Origin of the sequence: Streptomyces sp. NPDC002795 (genome assembly GCF_042888725.1) — a bacterium.
Taxonomy (GTDB): domain Bacteria; phylum Actinomycetota; class Actinomycetes; order Streptomycetales; family Streptomycetaceae; genus Streptomyces.
Genome location: NZ_JBIAQB010000002.1, coordinates 486,772 through 511,133 on the forward strand (window position 1 = coordinate 486,772; position 24,362 = coordinate 511,133).

18 protein-coding genes are annotated in these 24,362 nt (G+C 71.4%); 7 read left to right on the forward strand and 11 right to left on the reverse strand.

From position 1 onward, the window contains the following. Positions 1–91: 91 nt before the first annotated feature. The 5 genes from ACFYWS_RS06745 to ACFYWS_RS06765 form a co-directional block, all read right to left on the reverse strand. Positions 92–1,741, reverse strand: a complete 1,650-nt coding sequence (locus tag ACFYWS_RS06745; protein ID WP_389270386.1) for a serine/threonine-protein kinase — start codon at positions 1,739–1,741, stop codon at positions 92–94. Between the two features lie 78 nt (positions 1,742–1,819). After that, positions 1,820–3,412, reverse strand: coding sequence for a serine/threonine-protein kinase (locus ACFYWS_RS06750; RefSeq protein WP_389270389.1), 1,593 nt, complete (start codon positions 3,410–3,412; stop codon positions 1,820–1,822). Between the two features lie 66 nt (positions 3,413–3,478). Next, positions 3,479–5,134 (reverse strand): serine/threonine-protein kinase, encoded by a 1,656-nt coding sequence (locus tag ACFYWS_RS06755; protein ID WP_389271744.1) that lies wholly within the window; start codon positions 5,132–5,134, stop codon positions 3,479–3,481. Positions 5,135–5,247: 113 nt separating this feature from the next. Further along, entirely contained in the window at positions 5,248–7,362 is a 2,115-nt protein-coding gene (locus tag ACFYWS_RS06760; RefSeq protein ID WP_389270391.1) for a protein kinase, read from the reverse strand. An 86-nt stretch (positions 7,363–7,448) separates the two neighbouring features. After that, positions 7,449–9,446 (reverse strand): serine/threonine-protein kinase, encoded by a 1,998-nt coding sequence (locus ACFYWS_RS06765; RefSeq protein WP_389270394.1) that lies wholly within the window; start codon positions 9,444–9,446, stop codon positions 7,449–7,451. A gap of 140 nt (positions 9,447–9,586) precedes the next feature. Between ACFYWS_RS06765 and ACFYWS_RS06770 the strand changes: the two genes are divergently transcribed. After that, positions 9,587–10,606 (forward strand): serine hydrolase domain-containing protein, encoded by a 1,020-nt coding sequence (locus ACFYWS_RS06770; protein ID WP_389270397.1) that lies wholly within the window; start codon positions 9,587–9,589, stop codon positions 10,604–10,606. Between the two features lie 72 nt (positions 10,607–10,678). Here the strand turns inward: ACFYWS_RS06770 and ACFYWS_RS06775 are convergent, their stop codons facing one another. Next, positions 10,679–12,385, reverse strand: a complete 1,707-nt coding sequence (locus ACFYWS_RS06775; RefSeq protein WP_389270400.1) for a glycerol-3-phosphate dehydrogenase/oxidase — start codon at positions 12,383–12,385, stop codon at positions 10,679–10,681. 323 nt (positions 12,386–12,708) lie between these two features. Here ACFYWS_RS06775 and ACFYWS_RS06780 point away from each other — a divergent pair, with 323 nt between their 5' ends. Together ACFYWS_RS06780 and ACFYWS_RS06785 are read left to right on the forward strand one after the other, a co-directional pair. Next, positions 12,709–13,962: a nucleotide sugar dehydrogenase gene (locus ACFYWS_RS06780; protein ID WP_389270403.1), complete on the forward strand. Its 1,254-nt coding sequence runs from the start codon at positions 12,709–12,711 to the stop codon at positions 13,960–13,962. 61 nt (positions 13,963–14,023) lie between these two features. Next, positions 14,024–14,602, forward strand: a complete 579-nt coding sequence (locus tag ACFYWS_RS06785) for a hypothetical protein (RefSeq protein WP_389270406.1) — start codon at positions 14,024–14,026, stop codon at positions 14,600–14,602. Positions 14,603–14,735: 133 nt separating this feature from the next. Here ACFYWS_RS06785 and ACFYWS_RS06790 read toward each other — a convergent pair whose 3' ends face one another. The 4 genes from ACFYWS_RS06790 to ACFYWS_RS06805 form a co-directional block, all read right to left on the reverse strand. Then, complete coding sequence (locus ACFYWS_RS06790) at positions 14,736–15,860, reverse strand: GuaB3 family IMP dehydrogenase-related protein (RefSeq protein WP_389270409.1); 1,125 nt, start codon at positions 15,858–15,860, stop codon at positions 14,736–14,738. A gap of 132 nt (positions 15,861–15,992) precedes the next feature. Beyond that, entirely contained in the window at positions 15,993–17,501 is a 1,509-nt protein-coding gene (guaB, locus tag ACFYWS_RS06795) for an IMP dehydrogenase (protein ID WP_389270412.1), read from the reverse strand. A gap of 300 nt (positions 17,502–17,801) precedes the next feature. Beyond that, positions 17,802–18,389: a sigma-70 family RNA polymerase sigma factor gene (locus ACFYWS_RS06800; protein WP_266713169.1), complete on the reverse strand. Its 588-nt coding sequence runs from the start codon at positions 18,387–18,389 to the stop codon at positions 17,802–17,804. Between the two features lie 276 nt (positions 18,390–18,665). Then, the gene (locus ACFYWS_RS06805; RefSeq protein ID WP_003948568.1) at positions 18,666–19,277 is read right to left on the reverse strand and encodes a response regulator transcription factor; all 612 of its coding nucleotides are present in this window, start codon (positions 19,275–19,277) and stop codon (positions 18,666–18,668) included. A 393-nt stretch (positions 19,278–19,670) separates the two neighbouring features. Here ACFYWS_RS06805 and ACFYWS_RS06810 point away from each other — a divergent pair, with 393 nt between their 5' ends. After that, positions 19,671–20,012 carry a WhiB family transcriptional regulator gene (locus ACFYWS_RS06810; RefSeq protein ID WP_389270416.1) on the forward strand — a complete coding sequence of 114 codons (342 nt, stop codon included), beginning with the start codon at positions 19,671–19,673 and terminating at the stop codon, positions 20,010–20,012. A 69-nt stretch (positions 20,013–20,081) separates the two neighbouring features. On the opposite strand, the gene ACFYWS_RS06815 is transcribed toward ACFYWS_RS06810, so the two are convergent. Continuing rightward, a complete protein-coding gene (locus ACFYWS_RS06815) occupies positions 20,082–20,978 on the reverse strand; it encodes a LysR family transcriptional regulator (RefSeq protein ID WP_389270419.1) in 897 nt (298 codons plus the stop codon). 81 nt (positions 20,979–21,059) lie between these two features. Between ACFYWS_RS06815 and ACFYWS_RS06820 the strand changes: the two genes are divergently transcribed. From ACFYWS_RS06820 to ACFYWS_RS06830, 3 genes are all read left to right on the forward strand, one after another. Beyond that, positions 21,060–21,728 carry an MOSC domain-containing protein gene (locus tag ACFYWS_RS06820; RefSeq protein WP_389270422.1) on the forward strand — a complete coding sequence of 223 codons (669 nt, stop codon included), beginning with the start codon at positions 21,060–21,062 and terminating at the stop codon, positions 21,726–21,728. Positions 21,729–21,843: 115 nt separating this feature from the next. Continuing rightward, entirely contained in the window at positions 21,844–23,385 is a 1,542-nt protein-coding gene (locus tag ACFYWS_RS06825; RefSeq protein WP_389270425.1) for a multicopper oxidase family protein, read from the forward strand. A gap of 20 nt (positions 23,386–23,405) precedes the next feature. Next, entirely contained in the window at positions 23,406–24,179 is a 774-nt protein-coding gene (locus ACFYWS_RS06830) for an SDR family NAD(P)-dependent oxidoreductase (protein ID WP_389270428.1), read from the forward strand. Positions 24,180–24,362 lie beyond the last annotated feature (183 nt).

Genomic DNA, 24,362 nt, shown 5'->3' on the forward strand with positions numbered 1-24,362 from the left:
CGGTAACAGGTTTCACCGAGTGCACACACCGCGCCAGTGATCGGTGGCGACAAAGCCGCTGATCAGGGCTTTGCCGCCAATTCCCGTCAGCTCAGCGCTTCTTGACATCCAGGTTGGCGACGGCGGTCTTCGCGACCTCACGGCCGCGTTCCGTGAAGTCGCCCTTGCCCGGGTAGTCGACCCACAGCCGGTACATGTCGCCGGCCTTGGTCTTGTAGTAGAAGGCCTTGGCCTCGCGCGGCACGTCCTTGTCGAAGTCCGTGCCGATGCTCCGCACGCCGTACGTGATCGTGTTGAGCGCGGCGTCGCGGTCGTCGTACGTGACGTTCTGGTCCGTCTTGCTGGTGCTCGGGGTGTCGCTCGACATCGACGCGCCGGCGCCGCTGAACGTGCCGCCCTTGATGTCGTCGGAGTCCTTGAAGGCCTCCGCGTCGGCCGTGCCCGCGATGTCGGTCGAATCGTCCTTGTGGTCCCAGCGCGCCAGGTTCACGGTGATCGCGCCGCTCGGGTCCGCGTACGTCATCACGGACGGGTCGTCCTCGTCCGGGATCGGGACGTACGACTCCGGCAGCCCGAGGGTCGTGTCCAGCGGCGCCCCCGCCTCGAACTCCTTCCACCCGTCCGGCAGCGGCCCCGCGAACGGGTTCGCGAGGACCAGGTACGCCGCGGCTGCCGCCACCACGACCCCCGCCCCGATACCGAGGAGGGTCTTGCGGCTCAGCCGCAGGCCGCCCTGGGCAGAGCCGATCTGGACGACCTGGGTGGGCGCCTGCGCGGGCGGCTCGGCGGCCTTCTCCAGGAGGACGCGCGTCTGCGCCGCGTTCGGCCGGCGCGCCGGGTCCTTCTGCAACAGGCCGTTGATGGCGTCGGCCAGCGGGCCCTGCGCGGCGGCGGGCGCGGCCGGTGTCGCGTTGAGCACGGACTGGAGCGTGGCGGGCGTGTTGTTGCGGCGGAACGGGGACACGCCCTCGGTCGCCGCGTACAGGACGACGCCGAGCGACCACAGGTCGGAGGCCGGTCCTGGGCGCTGCCCCAACACCCGCTCCGGGGCGATGAACTCGGGCGAGCCGACGAATCCGCCGGTGTCGGTCAGATTCGTCTCGCCCTCGATCTGGGCGATGCCGAAGTCGGTGAGGATCACACGGTCGTGGCGGCCGAGCATCACGTTGTCCGGCTTCACGTCGCGGTGCAGGATCCCCGCGGCGTGCGCGGCCTCCAGCGCGCCGAGCATCTCCAGGCCGATGCGGGCGGCCTCGCGGACGCCGAGCGTGCCCTCCTGGAGGGCGGCGCCGAGCGAGCGGCCCTGCACGAACTCCATGACGATCCACGGCTGCCCGTTCTCGACGGCCACGTCGTGCACGTTCACGACCGCCGGGTGGTCGAGCCGGGCCGCCGCGCGGGCCTCGCGGCGCATCCGCTCGAACGCGTTGGCCCGCTCCCGCTCCGGCAGGTGGTCCGGCAGCCGCGGTTCCTTCACGGCGACCTCGCGGTCCACCGTCTCGTCCTTCGCCCGCCACACCGTGCCCATGCCGCCGTGGCCCAGCTTGCTCAGCAGGCGGTAGCGCCCGGCCACGAGCCGCCCCGCGCCCGGATCCTGCTGCTCGGCCACGACCTGCGTGGGCTGGTGGGCATGCTGGGCATACGGATTGCCCGGGTGCGGCACATGCGGCTGCTGCGGCGGCTGCAGGGCGAAGCTGGTGGGTTCGTTCTGGCCGCGCGCGGCTCCCCCGTTGTCACTCATGGGTCCATCAGTACCGTGCGGGACACCTCCGGGACCACTGGGGTCACGGAGTTGTGACCACGCTGATGCGAGCCGCCGTCACCTCTGGGGCACGGCGAAGGTGTCGACCGCCGCGTCGAAGTGGGCGCGCGCCCGGGCACTCTTGCCGACGGGGGCCGACACCCACACGTCGTACATCCGGCCGCCCTCCTCCCAGCACAGGTCGACGGTGCGCCGGGCGCCCTCGACGCCGCTGAACCCGTCCCAGGTGAACTCCCACAGCGCGGCGTCCCGCCCGTTGTGCGAGGTGTCGGTGACCTTGGCGGCGCGGTAGCCCGGATTGCTCTCGGGCCCTTCGGCGGCGGAGCGCCGCTGCACCGCGCCGGGGCCGCCGCTCTGCGCGCGCGCCACCTTGATGCCGATGCGGTACGTCTCCCCGGGCGACATGTAGAAGATCCGCTGCCCGTCCACGGAGCGCGTGAACCCCGCGGGCACGGCGAGCCGGAAGCCCTCGGGGTCCTCGACCGTGCGGTACCCCTGCGGGGCCGCGGCGCCCGGCGTACGGGTCCCCGGCCGGGTCACGGTGACGGTCGAGGTCGGCGAGCCGGAGGGCGACGCCGTACGGGTCGGGGCGGAGACGGTGGTCGTCGGCGGCGGCGCGGGCGTCTTGCCGTTGTCACCGGCCAGCAGCACCGCGGTGGCGACCCCGGCCCCCGCGACCGCGGCCACCAGCGCCGCCGCCACGAGCAGCGCCCGGGTCGACACGACACGTCTGCGCCGGGCCGTCGGCACGGTGGCTTGCGTCGGGGTGTAGAGCACCCGCGGGACGAGCGGGATGGGGATCGCGGGCTGCGGCGTCGCCCCGGTGGCGATGTACGCGCGCAGCAGCCGCTCGGCCTCGTCCAGGTTCATCCGGCGCGCCGGGTCCCGCTCAAGGAGGCCGCGGATCACCGGGAGCAGCGGCTCGGCCTCCTCGGGCGGTCTGATCTCCTCGTAGACGACGGCGTGCAGGATGCCGCCCAACGAGTCGCGGCGGAACGGGGATTCGCCGCTCATCGCCGCGCAGAGCAGCGCCCCGAGCGACCACAGGTCGGCCCCTGCCCCGGCCCGCTCCCCCGCCATCCGCTCCGGCGCCGTGTACTCCGGCGAGCCGACGAACCCGCCGGTCTCGGTGAGCGTGGTGGCGCCCTCGACCTGCGCGATCCCGAAGTCGGTGAGGACGACCCGGCCCGTCGAGCTCTCCAGGAGTACGTTCGCGGGCTTCAGGTCCCGGTGCAGCACGCCCGCGGCGTGGGCCACGCGCAGCGCGCCGAGCAGCGCGAGCCCGATCCGGGCGGCCTCCAGGGGCTCGACGGGGCCTTCGCGCGCGATGCGGTCGGCGAGCGAGTCGCCGTTGACCAGGTCCATCACTATGTACGGGTGTTCCTCGTACAGCACCACGTCGTGCACGACGATCACGTTCGCGTGCTGGAGCTGGGCCACGGCCCGCGCCTCGCGCAGCATCCGCTCCCGCTGCTGCTGCGCCTGGTCCTCCGAGAGGGTCTCGTCGACGCCGAGTTCCTTGACGGCGACCTGGCGTCCGAGCAAGGTGTCGGCGGCCCGCCAGACGACGCCCATGCCGCCGCGGCCGATTCTGGCCTCCAGCCGGTAACGCCCGGCGATCACACGGGCGTTGTCCCCCTCGGTCCCCATGCGCCCCATCATGCCGCACGCTTGTTCACCGGGACTGCACGGTTCCGGCCAGGGGACATCACATCGTCAGCTCTGCGGGGGCTGCCACCCGCGCAGCATCGCGTCGAACTGCTGGCGCGCGCCGGGCCAGTTCGCCGCCGGCACGGACAGATAGATGGCGTACTCCGTGCCGTCGTGCGCCCGGTAGGTCTGTTCGATGGCGTGCCGCGGCCCGGACGTCGTGTCCTGCGTCCCGGCGGTCCAGGTGAACTCCCACAACGACCCGGGCTGGTCCCGGAACGTGTTCGACTGCAACAGCACCCGCTGATAGTCCGGCAGCTTGGGCCGCAGCCCCTTCTCCAGGTCCAACTGGTGCTGGTACGAGTCCTGCCAGTCGGATTCCTTGTCGACGGCGATACGGACGAACCGCTGCCCGCCGTCGGGCGTGTAGTCGATCTGCGAGCCCTCCTGCTGCCGCTCCCAGCTGGGCGGCAGCATCAGGCTGAACCCCTCGACGTCGTCCCGCCGCACCCAGTCGTCGGGGATCGCACCGCCCTTGGGGATCGTCCCGCCCTTCTCGCCGGAGCCGTCCTGGCTCCCGGAACCCTGCTCCTTGTCCTGGTCCGTCGCCGCGCTGCTGCTCCCGGCGGCACGCTGATCGACGTAGTACATGGCGGCGAGCGCGCCTCCGCCGCCGACGAGCGCGGCGGCCAGGACGGCGGCGAGCAGCTTCGGCCAGCGGCGCGACGTCGCGGCGGTCGCGGGAACAGGCGTGGGGACGGGTGCGGGGCCGGGCGGGGGGACGGGTGTCGGGGGGGCCACGGTGGTGGTGTCCGCCGTGCTCATCGGCGTCGGCGGGGGCGTGGACGCGGTCGGCTGCGCGGGCACGTGCACCTGCGTCGGCACGTACGCCTGCGCCGCGTTCGGCCGACGCCCCTCCGCCGCCTCGGCGAGCATCGCCTCCGCGGCGTCGGCGTCCGGCCGCGCGTCCGGGTCCTTGCTGAGCAGCGCGCCGATGACGGGCCCGATCGCCCCGACGTTCTCCAGGGGCTCCGGCTCCTCCTCGACGACGGCCTGCATCGTGGCGATCGGCGACGTGCGCCGGAACGGGGAGAGCCCCTCCACAGCGGTGTAGAGCGTCGCGCCGAGCGCCCACAGGTCGGACGCGGGCCCCGGCTCCGAGCCGCGCACCCGCTCGGGCGCGAGGTAGTCCACGGAGCCGACTATCTCGCCGGTCCGCGTGATGGTGGAGTCGCCCTCGACCTGGGCGATGCCGAAGTCCGTCAGCTTGACCTGGCCGTTGCTGGCGAGCAGCACATTGCCCGGCTTCACGTCCCGGTGCAGCACACCGGCGGTGTGCGCGGCGCGCAGCGCCCGCAGCGTCCACAGGCCGATCCTGGCGGCCTCTGCGGGGGCGACGCGCCCGTCCTCCTTGACCGCGTCGGCGAGCGAGCGCCCCTCCACCAGCTCCATGACGATCCACGGCCGGTCGTCGTGCTCCAGCACGTCGTGCACGGTGACGACGGCGGGGTGGTTGATCCGGGCGGCGGCGCGCGCCTCCGTCTGCGTACGGGCGAGCAGGACGGCCCGGTCCGCCTCGGCCACCCACTGAGCGGCCGTCAGCTCCTTCACGGCGACGGTGCGGTGCAGCACCTCGTCGTGCGCGCGCCACACCCGGCCCATGCCGCCGCGACCTATGGATTCACCGAGCCGATACCGGCCGGCGAGGACCTCGCCCTGCATCTGATTCACGTTTCCCCGCTACTGTGTCGACCCGGTTCACACTAGGGATCAGTCGCCACACACGGAACACCAGGGGTGGCACAGAGACCGCACTGTGACGCTTTGTCGCGGCCTCAACCACCGTAGCGATACGTCGAGTACGCCTGCTGGTAGAGCCGCGTGACCTCGTCCCGCTCGGCCTCCGGGCCGCGCACCTGCACCACGTGGTACTTGCCCCCGACCACCATCGCGAGATTGCGGACGTACATCTCCCGCCCGTCGGAACCCTGCCAGGTGAACTGCCCCTCGGCCATGGCCCGTCCGCCGACGTCGATGCTCTTCATGCCGCTCGACGTGGCCCAGGTCGAGTCCCGGAACGGCTGCAACTCGCGCTCCTCCTCACGCTGGTACTTCATCGGGTCCTTGCCGTACGTGGCCGTGGAGTCGCGCCCGGGGACGACGATCATCTCGAAGGCGCCGTGCGCGTACACGACCTGCCCAAGCCCGTTCTTCCCCGTCCGCTGCCACCCCTTGGCGACGGCCACCTCGAACCCCGCGGGGTCCTCGCGCAGGACGAAACCGGGGGCCACGTCGGACTGCGGCTTGGTGGAGGAGGGCGCCGAACTGCGCTTTCCCGCAGGCGATGTGGCGCTCCTCGACGGCTCCGGCGACGGCTCGCCGCGGTCCTTCGACGAGGCGGAGGGCGCGGCCCCCGCGTTCCCCTGCCGGGCACCCGCCGCCCCGGCCCCCGTGCTCTGCCCCGACTTGGGCATGAACACCATCGCGTACGCCACCGCCCCCACGAGCCCGAGCAGGATCAGCACGACCAGCCACCGCCCGAGCGATCTCGGACGCCGCTCACGAGGTGCCCGCGCGGGCCTCGGCGCACGCTCCACGGCCCGGCCCCGCTTGTGCCTGCCGTGCTGCCCCGCGGTGGCCGGAACCCGCGCCCTGCGGCCCCGGACGAGCTCTCCCCTGCGGCGTACGACGGGCAGCCGGGCCGCGTCGTAGGCGGGCGCGGGGATGACGTTCGCCCCGGCCTCCGGCTCCGGCGCGGAGCGCACCAACGACCGCAGCCAGCCGCGCAGTTCCTCGATGTCGAGCCGCTCGGTGGGGTCCTGACGCAGCAGCGACTCGACGACGGGCCGCACGGGCCCGCACTCCTCGGCGAACGCGGGCGGCTCGGCGCACACCATCTGCACCAGCTCCGGCGTGGACTCCTCCGGGTACGGGGCGTGCCCCTGCACGGCCCGGAACAACAGCGCGCCGAGGGCCCACAGATCGGTGGCGGGCCCGACGGGCGCCGCCAACTGCCAGTTCTCCTGCACCGGATGCGCCAGCTCGGGCGCCCACCGCTCGGTGACGGGCCCGACGACGGTCATCCGCACCTGCCGGGACCGCTCGGCAGAAACAGCCCCGCCGGCGTTTGAGGCGCGGGGTCCGGGGCGGAGCCCCGAGTCGTGCTCCCCATCGGCCTCGGGTATCAACTCCCGCCAGTGGGACGGCTGCACGGGCAACGCGGCACCCGACGGCGCCGCACGCCCCGCCACCGCCCCCGCCCGATACGCGGCGACAGCCCCGGCACGGGCCGCCCGATAATCCCCCGCCCCCGGCACCGCCTCCGATTCCTCGACGAAGTCCTCCGCCTCCTCCGGGAGGGCCGGCACCACGTCATACCCGCACAACGCCTCTTCCGCGGCCCCGGCGGCGAGCCCGGTCAGCATCACCCGCCCGTCGTCGCAGACGAGCACGGTCCGCGCCGTGACGTTCCGGTGCACCCACCCGTGCGCGTGCAGCGCCCGCAGCGCCGTGAGCACGTCGGCGGCGACCTCGGCGGCCCGGTAGGGACTGAGCGGCCCACGGGCGAGCAGCGCGGACAGCGGCCGCGCCGCCACCAGTTCGCTCACGATCCACAGCGAGCCGCCCTCGGCGAACACGTCGAAGACCTGGTCGAGGCGGGGGTGGTCGGGGATGCGCGCGGCGGCCTGCACGGCCTCGACGGCGCGCGCCACGGACGGTTCGGCGGCCTCCCGCCCCGTATCGCCGCCGGGCCTGAAACCCTCCGGCAGCCCGTCGGCGTCAAGGACCTCCGCCTCGACGACCTCGGGCAACGGCACCTGCCGCACGAGGACTTCCTGCCCGCTGTACGTGTCGAAGGCCCGCGTCTCGGCCGGGGATTCGTACGTGTCGGAGGAGAGGACCGGAAGCCGGTACCGGTCGGCGAGCACCCGCCCCGCGTACTCGTCCACGACGCCTCCCCCTGTTCCACCGGCTCTGCCGAGCGACTGCGCACGGTCCGCAAACATTCACGATACGTGCCGCACGGCCCACTGGTTCAGGACTTGGGCTTGAACGTCTGTGTGAATGTCTTCCAGGTCGTCTTGCGCTGCTCGCCGCCCCAGTCGGAGTCCTTGGCGGTGTACATCAGCCCGTATCCCAGCGAGCCGTTCACCACGGTCCCCCGGTCGATCGAGTGCCACTTCGTGCCGCCGTCGGCGTACGTGAACTCCCAGTCGGCCGTCTTCCAGTCCCGGTAGTCCACCGAAGCTATGCGCACCCGGTCGTACTGCGCGCGGCGCATGCCCCGCTCCTGGTTCTGCCAGTCCGCGACCGGATCGGACTTGGGGGAGTTCGTCCAGCCGACGAGCAGCCGCTGCCCGTCGGGCCCGGTGAAGCGGGCCCCCGCCGCCTCCGTCTTGACGTACTTCCAGCCCTTGGGCAGGCCGATCGAGAAGCCCTGGGAGTGCTTGTACGTCTCCTTGACGTCCGTGCCCGGCTGACCGCCGGCGTCACCGCTCGGCGAGGTGCTCGCGCTCGGATCCGTGGACGCGGAGGCACTCGACGACGCGCTTCCGGAGGGCTTCTTGTCGTCGCCGGAGCCCTTGTCCTGGTCCTTGTCGGCTTCCTTGTCGCCGCTGCCGGCGTTCTTGTCGTCCCCGCCGGCCGTGGCCCCGGACGACGCGCCCTTGTCGCCGCCGCCCTTCGCGTCCGAGCCGTCGCCGTTGTTCAGGACGAGGGCCAGGATGCCGGCGAGCACGACGAGCGCGACGACGAGCGAGCCGATGATGAGGTTGCGGCCCCGCAGGGCGTCCGCGAGGACGGCCGCGCCGCCGGGGCGCGCACCCGCGGCGGGACCGGCGGGCGCGGTGGCGGCGGGCTCCTCCGACTTCGCCTTCGGGGCCGTCGCGGCGGCGGCCGCCTTGCGTACGTTCGTCAGGGCGCCGCGCATCTTCTCCGCGGCCTCTTCGCCCCGGGCGGCGACACCGGCGGCGGCCGAGGCCGCAGCGGCCTTGGCGGCAGCCGCCCTGGCCGCCGAAGCGCCCTTCTCCCTGGGCTCCTTGCGCTTCTTCGGTGCGGGAGCGGGCGGCAGCGGCACCACCTTCGTGGCCTCGACCGGCTCCGGCTCGGGGGCCGGCTTCGGCTCCGGGGCGTGGATGACGTCGTTGAGCATCGACCGCGCCGCCGCGTCGTCGAGCCGCTGGTCGGGGTCCTTCTCCAGCAGCCCGTAGATCACGGGCTCCAGCAGCCCGGCGTTCTTCGGCGGGTCCACCTGCTCGGTCATCACGGCGGTCAGCGTGGCGATCGCCGACCCCTTGTCGTACGGCGGGACGCCCTCCACGGCCGCGTACAGCAGACCGCCGAGCGACCACATGTCGGCGGCGGGACCCGGCTTGTGGCCGCGCGCACGCTCCGGCGAGATGTACGAGGGGGCGCCGACGAGCATTCCCGTGGAGGTGATGGACGGGTCGCCCTCGACCTGCGCGATACCGAAGTCCGTCAGGACAACGCGGCCGTCCTCGGAGATCAGCACGTTGGACGGCTTCACGTCGCGGTGCAGGATGCCCTCGGCGTGCGCGGCGCGCAGCACGTCGAGCACGGCGAGCCCGACCTCGGCGGCCCGCCGGGGTTCGAGCAGCCCGTCCTCGCGGATGGCCTCGGCGAGGGACATGCCCTCGACCAGCTCCATGACGATCCACGGCCGGTCGTCCTCGTCGACCACGTCGAAGACCGTCACCGCGCCGTTGTTGCGGATCCGCGCGATCGCCTTCGCCTCACGCAACGTACGCGTGATCAGTCGGCGCTTCTCGTCCTCGTCGATGGCGTTCGGGAAGCGCAGCTCCTTCACCGCCACCGTGCGCCCGAGCGTCTCGTCCTTGGCCCGCCACACAGTGCCCATGCCGCCGCGGCCGAGCACGTCGCCGAGCCGGTACCGGCCGGCGAGAAGCCGGCCCTCCGGGTCCTTCACGGAAGCCCCCTGAGCGTCCCGACCGGTGGAATCCTGACGAGTGCCCTTGTCTTCACGGGCCTCGCCCGCCCGCTCCGCCTCCGACATGCGTCCCCTCTAGCAACCCGCCCTGACAGAGCCTTCATTGTCCCATCACTGGACCACCACTCCGCGCGCCGGGTCACCCCCACCCGACACGCACAGGAACGTCCCACAATGGTGGCCCGCGCCGCCGAAAGGGACCGTCGTTGCCCGCACTCCGGACACTCCTGGCCATACCGCTGACCGTGGCCCTGCTGTGCCTGGCCCGGAGCAGTTCGGCGGGCTCGGCGGCACCCGCGGACGCCACTCTTCCGCTGCTCGTGACGCGAGGCAAGGCCCCGTCGGCCGCGCTCCTGGCAACCGTTGGCTCCACCGGCCACTTCACCACCACCAGTCCCAGCCTCACCCGCTCCGATCACGTGCGCGCGGGCAGCATCACCAAGACTTTCATCGCGACGGTCGTCCTCCAACTCGCCGCGGAACAACGACTGAAACTCTCCGCCCGCGTCACCACCTATCTCCCCTCCCTCACGGGCACCCGCAAACTCACGATCCGCTCGCTGCTCACCCAGACCAGCGGCCTCTACGACTTCACGACCGCCACCCGCGGCCACGTCCCGCTGAGCCCGAAGGCGGTGGCGATGCTCTCCCTGTCCGAGCCCCGCACGACACGGCTCGGCACCTGGTCGTACTCCAACACCAATTACGTACTCCTGGGCATGATCATCCATCAGGTCACGGGCCACTCCTACGCCACGGAGGCCCGCCGCCGCATCATCGACCCGCTCCACCTCACCGGCACCTCGTTCCCCGGCGCCCGCACCACGGTCCCGAGCCCGCACGGCCCCGACGCGGTCCGCCTCGACCCGCGCACGGCCGGGGCGTCCGGCGAGCTGATCTCCACGCTCCCCGACCTGAACCGCTTCTACGCGGCGCTCCTGGCCGGCCGCCTCCTCCCGCCCGAGGCCCTCCGCACGATGCTCAACACCCGCCCCACGCACGGCCATTACGGCATGGGCCTCTACCCGGAGAAACTTCCCTGCGGCACCACGGTCTGGGGCCACAACGGCCGCATAGCCCACACCTACGTCCGCACGGCAGCCACACGCGACGGCTCACAAACCGTCACCTACCGCACGACAAAGGCGACTTTGTCGGGCGACGGGTCCCCCGAGCGCCAGATACTCACGGCCGAGTTCTGCACATCAAGCCCCGCCGGCGTTTGAGGCGCGGGGCCCGGGGCAGAGCCCCGCGACCGCAACCCCGGTTCCGCGCACCACACCCGGCCGGACCGGAGGTCAGAGCGGCACAATGTCCGGCGCCCCAAGCCGCGCCGCGTCCGCCGTCAGGTCATCCGGCTGCCGCTGCGACTCCCGCTCCGCCTCCACCCGCTTCTCGTAGTGCTCGACCTCCCGCTCCACCTGATCCTTGTCCCACCCAAGAACAGGCGACATCAACTCCGCCGCCTCGCGCGCACACCGCACCCCCCGGTCGAACGTCTCGATGGAGATCCGGGTCCGCCGCGTCAGCACATCGTCGAGGTGCCGCGCCCCTTCGTGCGAGGCCGCGTACACCACCTCGGCCCGCAGATAGTCGTCGGCCCCGGTGAGCGGTGCACCCAACGCCGGATCCGCAGCGACCAGTTCGAGAACCTCCTCGGCAAGAGCCCCGTACCGGTTCAGCAGATGCTCGACGCGCACCACGTGCAGCCCCGTGCGCGCGGCGATCCGCGCCCGCGCGTTCCACAGCGCCCGGTACCCCTCGGCTCCCACCAGCGGCACCTCCTCGGTCACGCACTCGGCGACCCGCTGGTCGAGCCCGTGCACGGCCTCGTCGACGGCGTCCTTGGCCATGACCCGGTACGTCGTGTACTTGCCGCCCGCCACGACGACAAGACCCGGAGCGGGGTGCGCGACGGTGTGCTCGCGCGACAGCTTGCTGGTGGCGTCGGACTCCCCGGCGAGCAGCGGCCGCAGCCCCGCGTAGACGCCCTGCACATCATCACGCGAAAGCGGGACGCCGAGAACGGAGTTGACGTGTTCGAGCAGGTAGTCGATATCGGCGCTGGAAGCGGCCGGATGCGCCTTGTCCAGGTCCCATTCGGTGTCGGTGGTCCCGATGATCCAGTGCCGCCCCCACGGAATGACGAACAGCACGCTCTTCTCGGTACGGAGGATGAGCCCGGTCGTCGAGTTGATCCGGTCCTTGGGCACCACCAGGTGGATCCCCTTGGACGCGCGTACGTGGAACTGGCCGCGCTCGCCGACCATGGCCTGCGTGTCGTCGGTCCACACGCCCGTCGCGTTCACTACCTGCTTGGCGCGGATCTCGTACTCGCCGCCGCCCTCGACGTCCTCCACCCGCGCGCCGACGACCCGCTCGCCCTCCCGCAGGAATCCTGTGACCCGCGCGCGGTTGGCGGCCTTGGCGCCGTACATGGCGGCGGTGCGCACCAGGGTCGCCACGTACCGGGCGTCGTCCATCTGCGCGTCGTAGTACTGCAACGCGCCGACCAGCGCGTCCTTCTTCAGACAGGGGGCGACCCGCAGCGCGTGCTTGCGCGTCAGATGCCGGTGCATCGGGAGGCCGCGCCCGTGCCCGCGCGCCATCGACATCGCGTCGTACAGCGCGACACCCGAGCCGGCGTACACCCGCTCCCACGCCTTGTGCTGCAACGGATACAGGAAGGGCACCGGCTTCACGAGGTGCGGCGCGAGCCGCTCAAGGAGCAGTCCGCGCTCCTTCAGTGCCTCGCGGACGAGCGCGAAGTCCAGCATCTCCAGATACCTGAGCCCGCCGTGGACCAGCTTGCTGGAACGGCTCGACGTGCCGGACGCCCAGTCCCGCGCCTCGACGATCCCGGTGGACAGGCCGCGGGTCACCGCGTCGAGCGCCGTGCCCGCGCCGACCACTCCGGCGCCCACCACGAGAATGTCCAGCTCGCGCTCGGCCATGGCCGCCAGGGCCTCCGCACGCTGCTCGGGTCCCAGTGTCGCTGCCTTCACTGCTGCCTCCCGCTGTCGTCGGTGTGGCTCACGCGTGTGGTGTGCCCGGCCTCATGTACCTCGAAGCACGCATCGCACTCTCCCTACATGCCCCGATTCTTCACCCGCCGCCCGGTTCGGGCCACCAGCGAGCCCCCACCTGTGGACAACGTGCGGAGACTCGCGGCGCAACACTCGCAAACACATGGCGATGCAATGCCGCATATCGGTCATATTTACTCCTAGTCTGACATTGCGCTCGCTCATCCTGTCCACAGGGCTTGCGCCCTCGTCCCGCTCCGGCTAATGACCGGTCCGCTCCTCGGGAAAGGACGGCAACCGCCATGCCCGCAGACCTCGCCGTCATCGGCCTCGGCCACCTCGGCCTGCCCCTCGCGCAGACCGCCGTGGCGGCCGGGATCGCGACCATCGGCCACGATCCGGCCCGTGCCCGGGATCTCGCGGCGGGCCGGCTGCCCGGCGGCGGCGACGCGGCGGCCCTGACCGCCGCCGACCTCCGCCGCATGCTCTCCGCGGGCTTCCGCCCCACGGCCAACCCCGCCGAACTCGCCCGCGTCCGCACCGCCGTGATCTGCGCCCCGACCCCGCAAGGCCCCGACGGAGCACCGATGCTCACCCCGGTCGTCGAGGCCACCCGCACCCTCGCCGCCCGGCTCCGCCCGCACACCACGGTGATCATCGAGTCACCCGTGCCGCCGGGCACCACCCAGACGCTCCTCCTCCCCGTCCTCGAAGAGGGCTCGGGCCTGCGCGCGGGCCGCGACTTCCACCTCGCCCACGCCCCAGGACGCGTCGACCCCGGCAACCGCCTGCACCCCTACACGTCGACCCCCAAGGTGATCGGCGGCCACACCCCCGCCTGCACCGAATCGGCGGCCACCTTCTACAGCCGCCTGACCGACAAGGTCGTACGCGCGCGTGGTCCACGGGAAGCGGAAACCGTGCACCTCCTGGAGACCAACTACCGGCACGTCAACATCGCCCTGGTCAACGAAATGGCGGTGCTCTGCCACGAGTTGGGCGTCGACCTGTGGGACGTCATCCGCTGCGCGGAGACGAAGCCCTTCGGCTTCCAGGCCTTCCGCCCCGGCCCCGGCGTCGGCGGCCACGCCCTCGCCCAGGACCTCACGGGCCCGCACCTGCGCACCCGCCCCCTGCGCATGGTCGAACTGGCCCGCCAGGTCAACCACCACATGCCGTCGTACGTGGTCCAGCGCGCGGCCACCCTCCTCAACGAGCACGGCAAGTCGGCCCGCGGCGCCCGCGTCCTGCTCCTCGGCGTCACCTACAAGCCCGACCTCGCCGACCAACAGGCCGCCCCCGCCGAGGAGATCGCCACCCGCCTCATGCAACTCGGCGCCGCCGTCAGCTACCACGACCCGTACGTCCCGTCCTGGAACGTCCTGGACCGCCCGGTCCCGCGCGCCGACTCCCTCTACGAGGCGGCGGCCGACGCCGACCTGACGATCCTGCTGCAACAGCACCGCACGTACGACCTCCAGGGCCTGTTTGTAAAGGCCCAACTCCTCCTGGACACAAGGGGAGCGACGCCGGCGGGGGCCGCGCACCGCCTCTGACTGCTACTGTGCGGCCACTCTGCGCACACCGGTGCCAGGGCTCACATCCCCGGGGGGACGCATGACCCAGCCGCCTCACATACCCGACGGCAACCCGTACGCCAAGCAGCCAACCCCACAGCAGCCGCCGCCACAGCAGCCCCCGTACGGCTACCCCCAGCAGCAGCCGTACGCCCCGTTCCCCCAGCAGCAGGGCATGCAGGGCGGCTTCCACCCCGTGCCCCCGCCCGCGCCGGTGCGCGGCAACGTAGGGCTCGGCATCCTCGCCGGCTTCGTGGCCATGCTGGTCGTCGCCGGTGCCTACGGCGGCCTCATCGGCGCCACCGAGCACGAGATCGGCTACGCGGCCGTGGCCGTCGGCCTGGTGATCGGATTCGCGATCGGCAAGGTCGGCGGCAACAACCCGGTGACCCTGGTCGCCGGCCCGGTCCTGTCGCTGATCGGCGTCTACTTCGGCCAGCTGCTCGGCGAGGCGATCATCGGCTCCAAGCAGACCCCGTGGTCCGTGCCCGAGCTGTTCTTCGAGCACTTCGGCCTGCTCAACGAGGTATGGAAGGCCGACTCGGACTTCCTCACCTACGTGTTCTTCGCCGTCGCGGCCTTCGCGTCTTTCGGCGCAGCGAAAAGAGCAGCGTCTTAGGGGCGCGGGAAACTGCGCTGTTTGGGGCGCGGGGAACTGCGCTGTTTGGGGCGCGGGGAACTGCGCAAAAAGCGGGTGGGCCCCACCTTTCCAGTGGGGCCCACCCGCTTTTCGCTACGACACAGCGTCAGCGCTACCGCTTGTGTGTGGCATCCGCGACCGTGACCTCGACCCGCTGGAACTCCTTGAGCTCGCTGTAGCCGGTCGTCGCCATGGCCCGCTTCAGCGCGCCGAAGAAGTTCATCGAGCCGTCGGGCGTGTGCGAGGGGCCGGTCAGGACCTCCTCGGTCGTGCCGACCGTGCCGAGGTCGACCTTCTTGCCGCGCGGCACGTCCTCGTGGACGGCCTCCATGCCCCAGTGGTGACCGCGGCCCGGCGCGTCCGAGGCGCGCGCCAGCGGCGAGCCCATCATCACGGAGTCGGCGCCGCAGGCGATGGCCTTGGGCAGGTCGCCGGACCAGCCCACGCCACCGTCGGCGATGACGTGCACGTAGCGGCCACCGGACTCGTCCATGTAGTCACGGCGCGCGGCGGCGACATCGGCCACAGCGGTGGCCATCGGCACCTGGATACCGAGCACATTGCGGGTCGTGTGGGCAGCCCCACCACCGAACCCGACGAGCACACCCGCCGCGCCGGTCCGCATGAGGTGCAGCGCGGCGGTGTACGTGGCGCAGCCGCCCACGATGACCGGGACATCCAGCTCGTAGATGAACTGCTTCAGGTTCAGCGGCTCGGCGGCACCGGAGACGTGCTCGGCGGAGACCGTGGTCCCGCGGATCACGAAGATGTCCACGCCCGCGTCCACGACCGCCTTGGAGAACTCGGCGGTGCGCTGCGGGGAGAGCGCGGCGGCGGTGACGACACCGGAGTCGCGCACCTCCTTGATGCGCTGCCCGATCAGGTCGGCCTGGATGGGCGCGGAGTAGATCTCCTGGAGGCGGCGGGTCGCGGCCTCGGGCGTCAGCTCGGCGATCTCGTCGAGCAGCGGCTGCGGGTCCTCGTAACGGGTCCACAGGCCCTCGAGGTTCAGCACACCGAGGCCGCCCAGCTCACCGATGCGGATAGCGGTCGCCGGCGAGACGACGGAGTCCATGGGCGCGGCCAGGAACGGCAGCTCGAAGCGGTAGGCATCGATCTGCCATGCGATCGAGACCTCCTTCGGGTCGCGGGTGCGCCGGCTCGGAACGACGGCGATGTCGTCGAAGGCGTACGCGCGGCGGCCGCGCTTGCCGCGCCCGATCTCGATCTCAGTCACGTTGGGGGGCGCCTTTCACATCTGGGTCCCACTTGGGCCTTGCCTGTCCAGTATCCCTGACACACACGTGTGGGGCGGCCCCGGTGATCCCGAGGCCGCCCCACACCCCTTGTCGTAAGGGATGACCTGCTGTTACTTGTTACGGCTGTAGTTCGGTGCCTCGACCGTCATCTGGATGTCGTGCGGGTGGCTCTCCTTGAGGCCCGCCGAGGTGATCCGGACGAACTTGCCGTTGTCCTGGAGCTCCGGGACCGTGCGCCCGCCGACGTAGAACATCGACTGGCGCAGACCGCCGGTGAGCTGGTGCACGACGGCCGACAGCGGGCCGCGGTAGGGCACCTGGCCCTCGATGCCCTCGGGCACGAGCTTCTCGTCGGAGGCGACGCCCTCCTGGAAGTACCGGTCCTTGGAGAAGGACTGCTGGTCACCACGCGTCTGCATGGCACCGAGCGAACCCATGCCGCGGTACGACTTGAACTGCTTGCCGTTGATGAAGAGCAGCTCGCCCGGCGACTCCTCGCAGCCCGCGAGCAGCGAACCGAGCATCACGGTGTCGGCGCCGGCGACGAGCGCCTTGGCGATGTCACCGGAGTACTGCAGACCGCCGTCACCGATGACCGGGACACCGGCCTCCTTGGCGGCGAGCGACGCCTCGTAGATGGCCGTGACCTGCGGGACGCCGATACCGGCGACCACGCGCGTGGTGCAGATCGAGCCCGGTCCGACACCGACCTTGATGCCGTCCACGCCGGAGTCGATGAGCGCCTTGGCGCCGTCACGGGTGGCGATGTTGCCACCGATGACGTCGACGCCGCCGGAGTTGGACTTGATCTTGGCGACCATGTCACCGACGAGCCGCGAGTGCCCGTGCGCGGTGTCGACGACGATGAAGTCGGCGCCCGCCTCGATCAGCGCCTGCGCACGCTCGAAGGCGTCGCCCGCGACGCCGACCGCGGCACCGACGAGCAGCCGGCCCTCGGAGTCCTTCGCCGCGTTCGGGTACTGCTCGGCCTTCTTGAAGTCCTTGACCGTGATGAGGCCCTTGAGGATGCCCGCGTCGTCGACCAGCGGAAGCTTCTCGATCTTGTGGCGGCGCAGCAGCTCCATGGCGTCGACGCCGGAGATGCCGACCTTGCCCGTGACGAGCGGCATCGGCGTCATGACCTCGCGGACCTGACGGCTGCGGTCGTTCTCGAAGGCGATGTCGCGGTTGGTGACGATGCCGAGCAGCTTGCCCGCCGGGTCGGTCACCGGGACACCGGAGATGCGGAACTTGGCGCAGATCGCGTCGGCCTCGGCGAGCGTCGCGTCCGGGTGCACCGTGATCGGGTCGGTGACCATGCCGGACTCGGAGCGCTTCACGAGGTCCACCTGGTTCGCCTGGTCGGCGATCGACAGGTTACGGTGCAGCACGCCGACGCCACCCTGTCGCGCCATGGCGATCGCCATGCGGGACTCGGTGACCTTGTCCATCGCGGCGGACAGCAGCGGGATGTTCACCCGCACGTTCTTCGACACGTGCGAGGCGATGTCGATCTGGTCGGGCGCCATGTCCGACGAGCCCGGCAGCAGCAGCACGTCGTCGTAGGTCAGCCCGAGTGTCGCGAATTTCTCGGGCACTCCGTCGACGTTTGCAGTCATGACACCTTCCCCAAATGGCCTTGATCGGTGCGGATGTCCATGCTAACGGCCCGCGAGCGTGTCTCATTCCACGATCAAGATCATCGGCCTTCTTTGGACGTTCACACGTGCGCGGCCGGGGCGTTGCGCTACTGCTCGGCGAGCGCCCGCAGCCGACTCAGCGCCCGGTGCTGCGCACTGCGTTCTCCTGGGGGGCGACCCCCAGACCCCCAGCCCGAAATCCCAGGCGGACGGCCTCAGGGCCCGATCCACACGGCCGGCCCCGCGCCCGCGGATCTCCCGGCCGTTCGGGCTCTCTGCCTACTGCTCGGCGAGCGCCCGCAGCCGACTCAGCGCCCGGTGCTGCGCGACGCGCACGGCGCCGGGTGACATGCCCAACATCTGCCCGGTCTCCTCGGCGGTGAGCCCGACGGCGATGCGCAGCAGGAGCAGCTCCCGCTGGTTCTGCGGAAGGTTGGCGAGCAGCTTCTTGGCCCACGCGGCGTCGCTGTTCAACAGCGCCCGCTCCTCCGGGCCGAGCGAGTCGTCGGGCCGCTCCGGCATCTCGTCGGAGGGCACCGCCGTGGATCCGGGCCCACGCATGGCCGCCCGCTGCAGATCGGCGACCTTGTGCGCGGCGATGGCGAAGACGAACGCCTCGAAGGGACGCCCGGTGTCCTTGTAGCGCGGCAGCGCGAGCAGCACCGCGACGCAGACCTCCTGGGCGAGATCCTCCACGAAGTGCCGCGCATCACCCGGGAGTCGGGAAAGACGCGTGCGGCAGTAGCGGATCGCGAGGGGATGGACATGCGCGAGCAGATCGTGCGTGGCCTGCTCGTCGCCGTCCACGGCGCGGCCGACGAGCGTACCGATGACCCCCTGGGGAGTCGCTGCCTCGTCGTCACGCATCGGTCCATGGTGCCCCGGCGCCTTCCGGTCCGTGACACCGTGCCCGTAGTTGTGCACCGAAGCGTTATGAGCAGGTGCGCCGGAACTCATCTCCTGCGCCCTCCCCTCTCGCTGACCCTGCTCGCCCGACTCGTCCCCGAGGAACTCCACACCCCCAAGGATGCGGCATCGCGCGCGAAGCGTCGAAAAGTCGCTGCGCGACGGGCCGGAGCGGCCTCCCTCACGGCGGGTCCACCGCGCCCCGAAGGGCGCGGGGGTGTGCCGATCAGCGGCTCGTCAGCGAACCAGGCCCCAGCGGAACCCGAGCGCCACGGCGTGCGCACGGTCCGAGGCGCCGAGCTTCTTGAACAGGCGACGCGCGTGCGTCTTGACCGTGTCCTCGGAGAGGAACAGCTCGCGCCCGATCTCGGCGTTGGACCGTCCGTGGCTCATGCCCTCGAGCACCTGGATCTCCCGCGCCGTGAGCGTGGGGGCGGCCCCCATCTCGGCCGAGCGCAGTCTGCGCGGGGCGAGCCGCCAGGTCGGGTCGGCGAGCGCCTGCGTCACCGTGGCCCGCAGCTCGGCGCGCGAGGCGTCCTTGTGCAGATAGCCGCGGGCACCGGCGGCGACCGCGAGGGCCACACCGTCCAGATCCTCGGCCACGGTGAGCATGATGATGCGCGCACCGGGATCGGCGGAAAGCAGCCGCCGCACTGTCTCGACGCCGCCCAGACCGGGCATGCGTACGTCCATCAAAATCAGGTCCGAGCGATCGGCGCCCCAGCGGCGGAGGACTTCCTCGCCGTTGGCCGCGGTCGTCACGCGCTCGACGCCGGGCACGGTCGCGACCGCGCGGCGCAGCGCCTCTCGGGCAAGCGGGGAGTCGTCGCAGACGAGGACGGATGTCATGACCGCCCTCCGCAGCTGATGCGCGTCACCTTGAGCCTCCAGGCTGTGTACGAATCGTCACCTGTGCGGTCGACACTCAACAAGGCAATCGGACACCTGCCCGAGCGCTTGTTCCTTCAACCGCCTCCGCACCACTCAACGACGGTCACTCGAAAGAGTTACGGGTTGGACTGCCACCTTCGGCACTCTACGTGAGGGCCCGAACACGGTGCGGACAGTGCGGCGCACCCACAACGTTTCACCACAAGCTATGCCCCATTTGGAAGGTTTTCCTTCCATTTGCTGGTTTCTATGGCTAGATTCGCAATGAGTCATATTTTCATCTCCTTAGACAGTAGATGTACGGTCATGGGCACCGTATCCGCGTCTGAACGGCTACAAGGGGACACAGCAATGGCAGATTTCTCCCGCCTTCCCGGACCGAACGCCGATCTGTGGGACTGGCAGCTCCTCGCGGCCTGCCGCGGGGTGGACAGCTCTCTCTTCTTCCACCCGGAGGGCGAACGTGGGGCGGCACGCAGCGCCCGTGAGAACTCGGCCAAGGAGGTCTGCATGAGGTGCCCGGTGCGCGCGGAGTGCGCTGCTCACGCCCTACAGGTGCGCGAGCCGTACGGCGTGTGGGGCGGCCTCACGGAGGACGAGCGCGAAGAGCTGATGGGGCGGGCCCGCAACAGGCTCGTCACGGCGTCGGCCCCGAGTGGAGGACAGGCCGCCACGAGCGGCGCACGCAACTGAAGGAACGTTTCTGCACGAACCTGAACGGCCCGGGAACGTGGGCACGCCGAGTCGCGCCCACTTCCGCGTTCAGCGTGTCGCGGCCTTCGCGAGGTGGTCGAGGGTCGCGCCGACCGCGGGCACCTGGGCCAGATCGGGCAGCGTGAGCGCGACGATCTCGCGGCGCACCGGGGGCTCGACGGTCACTGTGCGTGCACCCTTGGGGCGAACAGACTCGATGGCCAGTTCGGGGAGCACCGCCACACCGAGCCCGGCGCTCACGAGCCCGACCACCGCCGGGTAGTCGTCCGTCGCGAAGTCGATGCGGGGGGCGAACCCCGCGCCCCTGCACACCTCGACCAGCTGGCGGCGGCAGCGCGGGCAGCCCGCGATCCACGGCTCGTCCGCGAACGCGTCGATGGTGACCGAGCCGGCCCCGGCCAGCGGGTGCGCCTCGGGGACGAGGCCCACGAGACGGTCCGCAAACAGCGGCCGTACGACGAGGTCGTCCCAGTCCTCGGCGGCCTGCGCCCCTTCGTACCGGAAGGCGAGCGCGACGTCGCAGTCGCCCTCGCGCAGCATCTCCACGGAGCGCGGCGGCTCCGCCTCGACCAACGACACGCGCGTACCGGGGTGCTCGGCGCGCAGGGCGGCGAGGGCGGTGGGCACGAGGGTCGAGCTCCCGCTGGGGAACGAGACGAGCCGGACGCGCCCCGCCCGCAGCCCCGCGATCGCGGCGATCTCCTCCTCGGCGGCGGTGAGTCCGGCGAGGATGCCCGACGCGTGCCGCACGAGGGCCTCGCCGGCCTGCGTCAGGCGCATCTCGCGGCCGGTGCGGATCAGCAGCGGGGTGCCCGCCGAGGACTCCAGGGCCTTCATCTGCTGGCTCACGGCGGGCTGGGTGCAGCCCAGCTCGCGGGCCGCCGCGGAGAAGGAGCCGGTGGCGGCGACGGCGCGCAGGACACGGAGATGACGGGCCTCGATCACCCCTCAAGCATAAGGGACACTTGGGTATCTCGCCGAATAACGCGTGGCGCCTTTGGGAGTCGGTCCCGTAGCGTTCCGCGCATGAAGCTTCTGTCGCTGAATCTGGGGCGGCCCCGGCCCGCCGAATACACGGACCAGCCCGAGGGCCTCACGGGCATCGACAAGCGACCGGTCACAGGACCCGTGCGGGTGTCGGCGCCAGGCCCCGAGGGCACCGGCGCGAGCGGGCTCGCCGGGGACGCGGTGTGCGACCTGCGGCATCACGGCGGGGACCACCAGGCCGTGTACGCGTACGCGCGTGAGGACCTGGACGCGTGGAGCAAGGAGCTCGACCGTTCGCTGCCCAGCGGCACGTTCGGCGAGAACCTCACGACGCAGGGGATCGACGTGTCGGGCGCGAGGATCGGCGAGCGCTGGCGCATAGGTCCCGGCCTCGTCCTGGAGGTCACCTCGGGCCGCATACCGTGCCGGACCTTCCAGGGGCACCTGGGCGAGCGGGGCTGGGTCAAGCGGTTCACGCAGGAGGGGACACCGGGGGCGTACTTCCGGGTGATCGAACCGGGCGAGATCCGCGCGGGCGACCCCATCGAGATCGTGCACCGGCCGGACCACGAGGTGACGGTGGCGCTTCAGTTCCGAGCGGTGACCGTCAACCGAAAGCTGCTCCCGCGACTGCTGGCCGCAGGCGACGCCCTGCACCCACAGGCGCGGCGCTCCGCGCGGGAGTACGTGGAGAAGTACGGCTCGTAGCGGCTCCCGAGCCGACCCCCGGGAAAACCCTTGCTGGGTATGAGGGTTGAGGTCGGGGACGGTTCGGGGACCGTCCCCGATGTGGGGTCCCACGGGTCGGCGGGACGCTCGGCACATGACCTCGAAACCCCGCAAGCCCCGCCTGAAGCGCGTCCTCGTCGTGCTCGGCTCGCTCGTCGCCGTCCTCGCTCTCGCGATCGGCGGCGGAGCGCTGTGGCTGTGGAGCGGAGCGAAGGTGAGCACCGCGGGCACGAGCGAGTTCCGCAACGAGCTGTTTGTGCCGCCGCTCGCCGCGTCGCACGTCGACAAGAAGACCGGGCGCCGCGTCTTCGACCTGCGGATGCAGAGCGGTGAGACGGAGTTCAGGCCCGGACAGAAGACACCGACCTGGGGCTTCGACGGCAGCTACCTCGGGCCGACGCTGCGCGCGAAGCGCGGCGAGAAGGTCGAGGTACGGGTCCGCAACGGGCTCGACGAGGCGTCCACCGTGCACTGGCACGGCATGCATCTGCCCGCCCGGATGGACGGCGGCCCGCACCAGATGGTCGCACCGGGCAAGAGCTGGGCACCGCACTGGACCGTCGACCAGCCCGCCGCCAGCCTCTGGTACCACCCGCATCCGCATGGGGAGACCGAGCAGCATGTACGGCGCGGTCTGGCCGGGATGTTCCTGGTCGACGACGACCGGAGCGAGAAGCTCGCACTGCCGAAGCGGTACGGGGTCGACGATCTGCCGGTGATCGTGCAGGACGTGCGGTTCGACGGGGCCAAGCTCGACTCCGGGCACAAGATGATGCGGGACGTGGGCTTCCTCGGTGACCGCACGATGGTCAACGGCACCCTCGACCCGTACAAGCTCGTGCACGACGAGCGCGTACGGCTGCGGCTGCTGAACGCCTCGACCGCGCGGACGTACGACTTCGGCTTCACCGGCGGGCAGAAGTTCGCGCTCGTCGGGACGGACGGCGGGCTGCTCGACCGTCCGGCCACGATGGACCGGATCCAGCTGTCTCCGGGCGAGCGGGCCGAGGTCGTCGTGCGGATGAAGCCCGGGGAGCGGAGCGTGCTGCGCAGCTATCCGCAGGACAACTACGGGAGTTCCTGGCATCGCCGGTTCAGCGGCGGGGACGACACGTTCGACGTACTGCAGCTGCGGGCGGCGGACCGGCTGCGCCCCTCCCCCGCCATCCCGTCCCGCCTGGGCGAGTTGGAGCTCCCCGCTCCTGGGAACGCCGTGCGCGCACGGCACTTCGACCTGAAGATAGGCGGGATCAACGGGCGCAAGATGGCGATGGGCCGCGTCGACGAGACGGTCACCCGGGGCACCACCGAGGTGTGGACGGTGCGCAACGGCAACGGGATGCCGCACAACTTCCATGTCCACGACGTGCAGTTCAGGGTGGTGTCGGTGAACGGGGAGCGGCCGCCCGCGCAGCTGCGCGGCCGCAAGGACACGGTGTTCATACCGAGCGGCACGACGATGGAGCTGGCGCTGCGGTTCGACGGCGGCCCCGAGTTCGCCGACCCGCGGACCCCGTACATGTTCCACTGCCATCTGCTCTCCCACGAGGACCAGGGCATGATGGGCCAGTTCGTGGTGGTCGACAAGGGGCAGCGGGCGGCCGCGAAGGACCCCGGTGATCACGAGCACCACTGAACCGTCATTAACCTTGGCCCATGACTACCGCCCTGATCACCGGATCCACCGCGGGCATCGGCGCCGCGTTCGCACGGCAGCTCGCCGCCGACGGGCACAACCTGGTGCTCGTCGCGCGCGACACCGAGCGGCTGCACAAGCAGGCGACAGAACTGCACGACCGGCACGGTATCGAGGCCGAAGTGCTCACCGCCGACCTGGCCACGGACGACGGGATCGCGGCGGTCGAGGCCCGTCTGACGGACCGTAAGGCGGCGGTCGACCTGCTCGTCAACAACGCCGGGTTCGGCAACAAGGGGCACTACCTCGAAGTCCCGATGGCCGACGAGCTGACGATGCTGAAGGTGCACTGCGAGGCGGTGCTGCGGCTGACGTCGGCGGCCACGGGGGCGATGCGCGAGCGGGGCCGCGGCGGTGTCGTGAACGTGGCGTCGGTGGCGGCCTTCGTGCCCCGCGGCACGTACGGCGCGTCGAAGGCGTGGGTCGTGCAGTTCACGCAGGGCGCGGCGAAGGATCTCGCGGGCAGCGGGGTGCGGCTGATGGCGCTGTGCCCCGGCTTCGTCCGTACGGAGTTCCACGAGCGGGCCGGGATGGGCACGGGCAACATCCCGAAGTGGATGTGGCTCGACGCGGACAAGCTGGTGGCGGCGGCCCTCGCGGACCTCGCCCGCGGCAAGTCCCTGTCGATCCCGGACCCCCGGTACAAGGCCCTGATGGGCGTGGTGAAGGTGACGCCGCGGGCCGTCCTCGGCGGGATCACGTCCCGGACGGGCCGCAAGTACGGTCCCCAGTAACGGGATTCGGGTTGCGGTCGACCGTTCCCACGCCACGGGGCTCCGCCCCGGACCCCGCTGGCTCTCGTTCGAACGGCGGGGCTTGATTTACCGGCACCGCCCGATGCCGCCCCGCCTTGGGCAATCTGCCGCCTTGGGCGGCAGGGTGGGCAAGGCGGCACCCCGGTGCAGCGCACCCATGAC